Consider the following 8083-nt stretch of genomic DNA (forward strand, 5'->3'; position numbering starts at 1 on the left):
GGCGGCGCCGTGATGGCCGGCAGCCAGGCCCTGGCGGCGCAGCAGCAGCTCAATTTCTCGCGCGACATGGAACGCGAGGCCGACCGCATCGGCTTCGGCGTCGCCACCCAGGCCGGCTTCGCGCCGCAGGGTTTCGTCACGATGTTCGAGAAGCTGCAGCAGGCCGCCCGCCTGAACGACAACGGCGCCTATCCCTACCTGCGCACCCACCCGATGACCAGCGAACGCATCGCCGACATGCAGGCGCGCCAGCAGCTGGGGGACCACGCTGCGGTGCAGCCGACGCTGGAGCACGCCCTGATGGCCGGCCGCGCGCGCGTGTTCGCCAATCCCGGCGTCGACGCGCTGCGGGCCATGGTGGCGGAGGCCGATGCGAGCGGCTTCGGCGCCCTGCCGCGCAGCCGCCAGGCCGGCGTGCTGTACGGGGCCGCCTTCGCGGCGGCGCGCCTGCGCGATGCGGCCACGGCCGCCAGGCTGCTGGCGAAGCTCGACGAAACGGTCGCCGGCGATGCCGCCGGCCAGCGGGTGGCCAAGCTGCTCGCGGCCGAAATCGCTCTGGCCGGCGGCGACGCCGCGCGCGTTCTGCGCACGCTGGACGCCGAAAGCCGCCGCCGGCCCGAGGTGCTGCTGGTCGCCCAGGCGCAGATCGGCGCCGGCAAGGCACGCGACGCGGCGCAGCGCCTGCAGACCTGGGTGGCGACGCAGCCGCGAGATGCCGCGGCTTGGCAGCTGCTGTCCTCCGCGTATGGCGCGCAGGGCCAGTCGGTGCGGGCCGTGCGGGCCGAAGCCGAGGCCCGGGTGGCGCAGCTCGATTACACCGCCGCGCTGGACCGCTTCAAGGCCGCGCAGGACCTGGTGCGCAGGGGCGGGGGCGACCACATCGAGGCGTCGATCATCGACACCCGGGCGCGCCAGGTCGAATCAACGCTTCGCGAACAGGCGCTCGAGCGCTGATTCGATCACCACGCCGGCGGCGGTGTAGATCAGCGAGCCCACCAGCGCGGCCACGAAGTCGCGCACGACGAAGCCCTGCAGCACCGCGGCGGCCAGCCAGAACATCAGCGCGTTGATGACGAAGAGGAAGAGTCCCAGCGTCACCACCGTGACGGGCAGCGTCAGCACCACCAGCACCGGCCGCACTACGGTGTTGAGCAGCCCGATCACGAGCGCCGCCGCCATGGCCGAAGCGAAGGACTTCACCTCGACCCCGCTGTACACGTAGGCGACGAACAGCAGCGCCGAGGCGCTGAGGAGCCACTTGCTGATCAGCTTGAGCATGGCCGCAAGGATAGCAGCCGTGCCCGCGCAGGCCCGTCTCTCTGCCGCCCAGGCTCCTAGTACTCGAAAGCGGCGAAGGAGCAGAACAGCCACGCACCGAAACCCAGCATCGCGCCGGGCGACCAGCGCATCGCGTCGCCGCCGCTGCCCGCCGACTTGGGGCGGCGCGCGTCGATGACCCGGGCGTCGCCGTGTTCGGCCATCAGCGCGCGGGTGAGTTCGGGCAGCGGCCCCTTGGCGAGCACGGGGGTGACCGCGTCGCCGCGCTGCCGCAGCGCGGGCACCATCTGGTCGAACAGCTTGTCGGCCCACTTGGCGCGCCAGTTCTCGCGCGCCGAGTGGCTCACCCACTTGCTGATGCGGTGCGTCATGCGCGGGGCGCACGCCACCAGCACCCAGTGGGTGGGCTCGGCGGCGGCGGGCAGCAGGGGCCGCGCGTAGGCCGCGTCGTCCAGGTACACGATCACCTTTTCCATGGAGCCTCCTCGGGCGCCTCCCTCAGGGCGCGTCGGCGGATCGGCGCGCCGCGCGGGTGGCCAGCCAGCCCGCACCGAGCACGCCGGCGATGCACACAGCATACGTGCTCCAGCGCGCGAATGCATGCAGGGTTCCCGCGGGGTCGAACACCGCGTCGAGCAGCGGCTCGCCGACGATCATCTTGGCCGCGGTGAAGGCCAGCACGGCCGCACCGAGCTGGATGATGACCGGGAAGCGCTCCACCAGCCGCAGCACCATGGTGCTGCCGAAGACCACGATGGGCACGCTGACCAGCAGGCCGATGACGACCAGGTCGAAGGCGCCGTGCGCCGCGCCGGCCACGCCCAGCACGTTGTCCACACCCATCAGCGCGTCGGCGATCACGATGGTGCGCATCGCGCCCCAGAAGGTGGTGGCCGCCGGGCCGTGGTCCTCATGGCCGCCGTCGTCCGCGATCAGGCGGTAGGCGATCCACAGCAGGCCGAGGCCGCCCACCAGCATCAGGCCCGGGATCTGGAGCAGCCAGACCACGCCGATGGTCATCAGCGAGCGCACGACGATGGCGCCCACCGTGCCCCAGACGATCGCCTTGCGCTGCAGCCGCTTGGGCAGGTTGCGGGCGGCGAGCGCGATCACGATCGCGTTGTCCCCGGCGAGCACCAGGTCGATGAGGATGATGGCCGCCAGGGCCGACCACCACGCGGCAGAGAGGAATTCCATGCGAAGCTCCGAAACGCAGACGATTGATCGCCCGGGCGAAATGGATCAGCACGCACACGTGGTTGCGGACGGGGCTCGATCCAGGCCGCGCGGGCCCGATCGAAGGTCTTGCTCGGCTTGCAGTGGCTGACTGCTGCCCGACCAGCCGGAAGCTTGCGCTTCGTATTGACGGCTGGCCGATGGCCGGCGCCCCGGTTGGGAGCGCGGACCGGGAGCTACTCCCCTTCGCGAATCCGGATTAGAACACAGCTCCCCGCTTTTTGTTCCAAGGCCGGGCTATCATGGATTTCCAGCAGTACCTCGTGGCCCAGCCATGGCCGGCATCCACATCACAGACCTCGAAGCCGCCATCAACTTCTGGCGCGAGCGCAAGCCCTCGCCGGACGGCGTGACGCTCGCCCCCGAACTGCGGGCGCTGGCGGAGGTGTACGCGCTCATGGTGTTCCACCACGAGGACGAGGCCGACGAGCGCGGCTTCCCCGCTGCCGCCTACGCCGCCTGGAAGGCCTGGTACGAGACCCAGCCGGATACGCCCTGCATCGCGATCTGTTCCACCTCGCAGGGGGACGCGTGGTGCAAGGGCTGCGGGCGCAGCTTCGACGAGGTGCAGCACTGGCCCGCGATGACGCCGGCGCAGAAGCGCGAGGTCTGGCGCCGCATCACGCTGCATGGGAGCGCCTGGCGCTTCAACCGCTATGCGGAGCGCGCGTCGGAGGGCGCGGCGCAGTCCACCACCGCGCCCGGGCCCTGACCGTGCGGCGCGTCACGCAGGCCCCCAACATCGCCATCGCCTCCATGTGGGCCGACACGCTGCGGCAGGCCGGCATCGAGGCCTCCGTGCAGCGGCAGTTCCTCTCCAGCGTGGCCGGCGAACTGCCGCCGGACCAGTGCCTGCCCGAGATCTGGGTCACGCACGACGAGCAGCTGGAGGCCGCCCGCGCCCTGCTGCGCCAGCTGCAGCACCTGCCCCAGCGGCGCTGGCGCTGCGCCTGCGGCGAGCTGGTGGAGGGCGGCTTCGAGTCGTGCTGGAACTGCGGGCGGCCGATGCCTCCTTGACCGTCACTTCCAGCGCAGCGGCTCGATGTCGACGTGCCGGTTCGCATCCCCCAGCATCAGCACGCCTTCCTGGATCGTCGCCTGCAGCTGCATGCTGCGTTGGGCGAGGGCCTCCAGCGCCTGCGAGGCCTGCGAAGGGATGCGCCACACGGCGAGATTCGACAGGCGCGTGAGCTTGGTCTCGATCCCCTTCCACCACACTTCCGCCGCGTGATGGAAGGCATACACCGCCACCTGCTCCGACTGGCGGCAGGCCTTGGCGAGCGCCGTGTCATCGGGCTGGCCGACCTCGATCCACAGGCGCGTCTGGCCGGTGAAGTCGCGCAGCCAGGCATCGGGCTCGTCGGGGTCCGACAGGCCCTTGCCGAAGGCCAGCGTGCCGTCGCCGCCGCAGACCGTCTGCAGTTCGTGTGCGTGGAAGGCCAGCGCCGCCAGCCGTACCATCATGCGTTCGTCGGTCTCGCTCGGATGGCGCGCCAGCGTGAGCGCGTGGTCGGCGTAGTAGCCGTGGTCGATGTCGGCCACGGCGATCTGCGCCTTGAAGACGGTGGATTTGAGAGCCACCGGATCAAACGCGACGCGCGAGTTCGGCGGCCTTGCCGGTGTACGAAGCCGGCGTCATCGCCAGCAGCCGGTCCTTCTCCGCCTGCGGGATGTCGAGCGAGCGGATCAGCGCGTGCAGGTCTTCGGCGGAGACGGTCTTGCCGCGCGTCACTTCCTTCAGCTTCTCGTAGGCGCCGTGCACGCCGTAGCGGCGCATCACGGTCTGGATCGGCTCGGCGAGCACTTCCCAGGAAGTATCGAGGTCGGTGCGCAGCGCCTCCTCGTTCAATTCCAGCTTCGCCAGGCCGATGCCCAGCGAGTGGTAGGCGAGCGCCGCGTAGCCAAGCGCCACGCCCATGTTGCGCAGCACCGTGGAATCCGTCAGGTCACGCTGCCAGCGCGAGACCGGCAGCTTCTCCGACAGGTGCTTCAGCAGCGCGTTGGCCAGCCCCAGGTTGCCTTCGGCGTTCTCGAAGTCGATCGGGTTCACCTTGTGCGGCATGGTGGAGGAGCCGATCTCGCCTTCGCGCAGCTTCTGCTTGAAGTAGCCCAGGCTCACGTAGCCCCACACGTCGCGGCACCAGTCGACCAGGACCGTGTTGGCGCGCGCGACCGCGTCGAACAGTTCGGCCATGTAGTCGTGCGGCTCGATCTGGATGCTGTAAGGCTGGAAGGTCAGGCCCAGGCCGAAGGGCTCGGGCGACTCCACCACCTTGCGGCTGAAGGCCTCCCAGTCGAAATCGGGCCAGGCGGCGAGGTGCGCGTTGTAGTTGCCGACGGCGCCGTTCATCTTGGCCAGCAGCCTGACTGCGGCCACCTTCTCGCGCGCGGCCGCCAGGCGCACCACCACGTTGGCGATCTCCTTGCCCACCGTGGTGGGGCTCGCCGTCTGGCCGTGGGTGCGGCTCAGCATGGGGACGGCGGCGTACTGGTGCGCCATCTCGCGCATCTTCGCGATCACGGCATCCAGCGCCGGCAGCAGCACCAGCTCGCGCGCGCCTTTCAGCTGCAGCGCGTGGCTGGTGTTGTTGATGTCCTCGCTGGTGCAGGCGAAGTGGACGAACTCGCTGGCCGCCCGCAGCTCGGGCCGGGCCTCGAACTTGGACTTGATCCAGTATTCGACGGCCTTGACGTCGTGGTTGGTGGTCTTCTCGATCTCCTTGATGGCGGCGGCGTCGGCCTCGGAGAAGTTCTTGACCAGGCTCAGGAGGTAAGTGCGCGCTCCGGGCGTGAGCGGCTTGAATTCGGAGAAGCCGGCGTCCGACAGCGCGATGAACCAGCAGACTTCCACCTGCACGCGCTTGTGCATGTAGCCCTGCTCGCTCATCAGCGGGCGCAGCGCGGCGAGCCGCGCGGCGTAGCGGCCGTCCAGGGGGGACAGCGCGGAAATCGTGGAGAGAGGCATCATGGAATTCTAGGCCGTGCCCCGCCGGGGGATCGGACGCGTGTCCTGTGGCAGCCCCACGACAGCAGTCAAAATCCATTCCCCTAGAATGAAACCGAACCCTCCCCCCTCCAGAACCAGAACACGCCAGGCGGCCCCCATGAAGTTGATCGGATCCACCACCAGCCCGTACGTGCGCAAGGTGCGCGTCGTGATGGCCGAGAAGAAGCTGGATTACCAGTTCGTGGAAGAGGACGTCTGGGCCGCCGACACGTCGATCATGAATTCCAACCCGTTGGGCAAGGTGCCCTGCCTGGTGATGGAAGGCGGCGAGGCGCTGTTCGACTCGCGCGTGATCGTGGAGTACCTGGACACGCTCTCGCCGGTGGGCAAGCTCATTCCCGCGGTTGGCCGCGAGCGCGCCGAGGTCAAGACCTGGGAAGCGCTGGCCGATGGCGTTCTGGATGCGCTGGTGCTGGCCCGGCTCGAATCGCACTGGTCCGGCCGGCCCAAGGCGCAGCGCTGCGACGCCTGGATCGATCGCCAGCTGGCCAAGACCCAGGCGAGCCTCAAGGCCATGAGCCAGGGCCTGGGCGACAAGCCCTTCTGCGCCGGCATCTACCTGAGCCTGGCCGACATCGCCATCGGCTGCGCGCTCGGCTACCTCGATTTCCGCTTCCCGGAGATCGACTGGCGCACGCCCTATCCGAACCTGGCCAAGCTGCACGAAAAGCTGATGCAGCGCGCCAGCTTCGCCGAGACGAAGCCGGCCTGAGGCACTGACCGGACCCAAAGTAAAAAGCCGCCCTCGGGCGGCTTTTTACTTTGCTGAAAAAAATGCTGCGAAGCGCCCCGAAACGAAGAGGGAGGGAGGGAGGAGGAGAAGAGTCGCCTCGGGATTGCATCCGTGACCGGTGGTCCGGACGACTTCGCAGCAGCAAAACCGGAAAGTCCCTGCCTCTTGCCCGTGAGAGTCAAGCAGTTGCCCGACGGTTCCGGTGCAAAATCGATTCGTTCGTAAATTTATGTACAGGCGTTTGGCGCCGGCGCTACGCGGCAGTGCCGACGCCGCGCGGACTCAGCGGGCAGCGAGCTGCTGCTCCAGCGTCTTGAGCAGTTCCGGATCGCTGGGCGTGGTGCGGCTGGCGTACTGCGCCACCACCTTGCCGTCCCGGCCGATCAGGTACTTGTGGAAGTTCCAGGCCGGGGCCTTGCCGGTCTTTGCCGCCAGCTCGCGGAACAGCGGATTGGCCGCCGCCCCCGCCACCGAGCTCTTGCCGAACATCGGGAACTTGACCCCGAAGGTGTTCTCGCAGAAGTCGGCGATTTCCTTGTTGCTGCTCTTTTCCTGGTTGAAGTCGTTGGACGGGAAGCCCAGCACCACCAGTCCCTTGTCGCGGTAGCGGGCGTACAGGTCCTCCAGTCCCTGGTACTGCGGGGTGTAGCCGCAGTAGCTGGCCGTATTCACCACCAGCAGCACCTTGCCGGCGTACTGGCACAGCGGCTGCGGCTTCTCGTCCTGCAGCCGCGGGAAGGTGTGCTGCAGCAGGGCCGGGCAGGCCGCGGGGCTGGCGGCGGCTGCCGGGCCCGTGGCGGCGGCCGGAGCGGCCGGGGCGGGGCCGGTGGCGGCGAATGCGGCGGAAACAACGACGGTCAGGGTGGCCAGCTTCTTCATCGGAGGCTCCGGAGACAGGTCAGAAAGTGACATTTTCGCGCTCCCCACAGCACCCGGCTGTCGGGAGGGGTTTCGCCGTGCCCGGCGGTCCCCAAGGGAAAACCCCCGCCACCTACAATGGCCGGTTACATCCAGATCCATTCGCCATGCTGTACCCCGAACTGTTCAAGCAACTCGAGTCCGTCCGCTGGGACATGGACAAGGACATTCCGTGGGACGAGTTCGACGCTGCGCAGCTCAGCGAGGAGCAGGCGCAGACGATCAAGATGAATGCCATCACGGAGTGGGCCGCCCTGCCGGCCACCGAGATGTTCCTGCGCGACAACCGCAACGACAGCGACTTCTCCGCCTTCATGTCGATCTGGTTCTTCGAGGAGCAGAAGCATTCGCTGGTGCTGATGGAGTACCTGCGCCGCTTCCGTCCCGACCTCGTGCCCACCGAGGAGGAACTGCACCAGGTCCGCTTCGAGTTCGACCCGGCGCCGGCACTGGAGACGCTGATGCTGCACTTCTGCGGCGAGATCCGCCTGAACCACTGGTACCGGCGCGCCGCCGAGTGGCACACCGAGCCGGTGATCAAGCACATCTACCAGACGCTCAGCCAGGACGAGGCGCGCCACGGCGGCGCCTACCTGCGCTACATGAAGCGCGCGATCCAGAACTTCGGCGTCGATGCGAAGGCCGCGTTCGCGAAGGTGGGCGTGCTGATGGCGAGCGCCCGGCGCACGGCGCAGGCGCTGCACCCGACCAACCTGCACGTGAACAAGGCGCTGTTCCCGCGCGACACGATCCAGTCGCGCCTGCCCGATCCCGAGTGGCTGGAGCACTGGCTGGACAAGCAGATCAACTTCGACGCGGTGTGGGAAACCAAGGTGGTGGAGCGCATCCTGCACAACCTCAGCCTGCTGATGGACCGCAGCTTCAAGAGCGTGCAGGAGCTCAATCGCTAC

11 protein-coding genes are annotated in these 8083 nt (G+C 68.5%); 5 read left to right on the forward strand and 6 right to left on the reverse strand.

Annotation, left to right across the window (positions count from 1 at the left end):
• Nucleotides 1-954 (forward strand): M48 family metalloprotease (locus tag VFM98_RS02935; protein WP_325108401.1); only part of this gene is annotated, 954 nt, incomplete at its 5' end.
• Here VFM98_RS02935 and VFM98_RS02940 read toward each other — a convergent pair.
• The 3 genes from VFM98_RS02940 to VFM98_RS02950 are packed head-to-tail and all read right to left on the reverse strand — an operon-like array spanning nucleotide 922 to nucleotide 2475.
• Nucleotides 922-1278, reverse strand: a complete 357-nt coding sequence (locus tag VFM98_RS02940; RefSeq protein ID WP_325108402.1) for a phage holin family protein — start codon at nucleotides 1276-1278, stop codon at nucleotides 922-924. The two genes, VFM98_RS02935 and VFM98_RS02940, sit on opposite strands and share 33 nt — an antisense overlap.
• Nucleotides 1279-1334: 56 nt before the next feature.
• The gene (locus tag VFM98_RS02945) at nucleotides 1335-1754 is read right to left on the reverse strand and encodes a hypothetical protein (RefSeq protein WP_325108403.1); all 420 of its coding nucleotides are present in this window, start codon (nucleotides 1752-1754) and stop codon (nucleotides 1335-1337) included.
• A gap of 22 nt (nucleotides 1755-1776) precedes the next feature.
• Nucleotides 1777-2475, reverse strand: coding sequence for a TerC family protein (locus tag VFM98_RS02950; protein ID WP_325108404.1), 699 nt, complete (start codon nucleotides 2473-2475; stop codon nucleotides 1777-1779).
• Nucleotides 2476-2788: 313 nt separating this feature from the next.
• Between VFM98_RS02950 and VFM98_RS02955 the strand changes: the two genes are divergently transcribed.
• Both VFM98_RS02955 and VFM98_RS02960 read left to right on the forward strand, forming a co-directional pair.
• On the forward strand, nucleotides 2789-3226 hold the full coding sequence (locus VFM98_RS02955) for a DUF3717 domain-containing protein (RefSeq protein WP_325108405.1): 438 nt from the start codon (nucleotides 2789-2791) through the stop codon (nucleotides 3224-3226).
• 2 nt (nucleotides 3227-3228) lie between these two features.
• On the forward strand, nucleotides 3229-3531 hold the full coding sequence (locus VFM98_RS02960) for a DUF2007 domain-containing protein (RefSeq protein WP_325108406.1): 303 nt from the start codon (nucleotides 3229-3231) through the stop codon (nucleotides 3529-3531).
• Nucleotides 3532-3534: 3 nt separating this feature from the next.
• On the opposite strand, the gene VFM98_RS02965 is transcribed toward VFM98_RS02960, so the two are convergent.
• On the reverse strand, nucleotides 3535-4095 hold the full coding sequence (locus VFM98_RS02965; RefSeq protein WP_325108407.1) for a YaeQ family protein: 561 nt from the start codon (nucleotides 4093-4095) through the stop codon (nucleotides 3535-3537).
• Nucleotides 4096-4099: 4 nt separating this feature from the next.
• Complete coding sequence (gene purB / locus VFM98_RS02970) at nucleotides 4100-5479, reverse strand: adenylosuccinate lyase (RefSeq protein WP_325108411.1); 1380 nt, start codon at nucleotides 5477-5479, stop codon at nucleotides 4100-4102.
• Between the two features lie 139 nt (nucleotides 5480-5618).
• Here purB and VFM98_RS02975 point away from each other — a divergent pair, with 139 nt between their 5' ends.
• Nucleotides 5619-6233, forward strand: coding sequence for a glutathione S-transferase N-terminal domain-containing protein (locus VFM98_RS02975; RefSeq protein WP_325108408.1), 615 nt, complete (start codon nucleotides 5619-5621; stop codon nucleotides 6231-6233).
• 303 nt (nucleotides 6234-6536) lie between these two features.
• Here VFM98_RS02975 and VFM98_RS02980 read toward each other — a convergent pair whose 3' ends face one another.
• A complete protein-coding gene (locus VFM98_RS02980; RefSeq protein WP_325108409.1) occupies nucleotides 6537-7133 on the reverse strand; it encodes a glutathione peroxidase in 597 nt (198 codons plus the stop codon).
• A gap of 146 nt (nucleotides 7134-7279) precedes the next feature.
• Between VFM98_RS02980 and VFM98_RS02985 the strand changes: the two genes are divergently transcribed.
• Nucleotides 7280-8083: ferritin-like domain-containing protein (locus VFM98_RS02985; protein WP_325108410.1), on the forward strand; the 804-nt coding region annotated here is incomplete at its 3' end.

Origin of the sequence: Ramlibacter sp. (genome assembly GCF_035706265.1) — a bacterium.
GTDB lineage: Bacteria > Pseudomonadota > Gammaproteobacteria > Burkholderiales > Burkholderiaceae_C > Ramlibacter.

Coding starts and splice junctions, on each gene's coding strand:
- VFM98_RS02940 (WP_325108402.1), bottom strand. CDS start 1,278: ATGCTCAAGCTGATCAGCAAGTGGCTCCTCAGCGCCTCGGCGCTGCTG.
- VFM98_RS02980 (WP_325108409.1), bottom strand. CDS start 7,133: ATGAAGAAGCTGGCCACCCTGACCGTCGTTGTTTCCGCCGCATTCGCC.
- VFM98_RS02975 (WP_325108408.1), top strand. CDS start 5,619: ATGAAGTTGATCGGATCCACCACCAGCCCGTACGTGCGCAAGGTGCGC.
- purB (WP_325108411.1), bottom strand. CDS start 5,479: ATGCCTCTCTCCACGATTTCCGCGCTGTCCCCCCTGGACGGCCGCTAC.
- VFM98_RS02945 (WP_325108403.1), bottom strand. CDS start 1,754: ATGGAAAAGGTGATCGTGTACCTGGACGACGCGGCCTACGCGCGGCCC.
- VFM98_RS02955 (WP_325108405.1), top strand. CDS start 2,789: ATGGCCGGCATCCACATCACAGACCTCGAAGCCGCCATCAACTTCTGG.
- VFM98_RS02950 (WP_325108404.1), bottom strand. CDS start 2,475: ATGGAATTCCTCTCTGCCGCGTGGTGGTCGGCCCTGGCGGCCATCATC.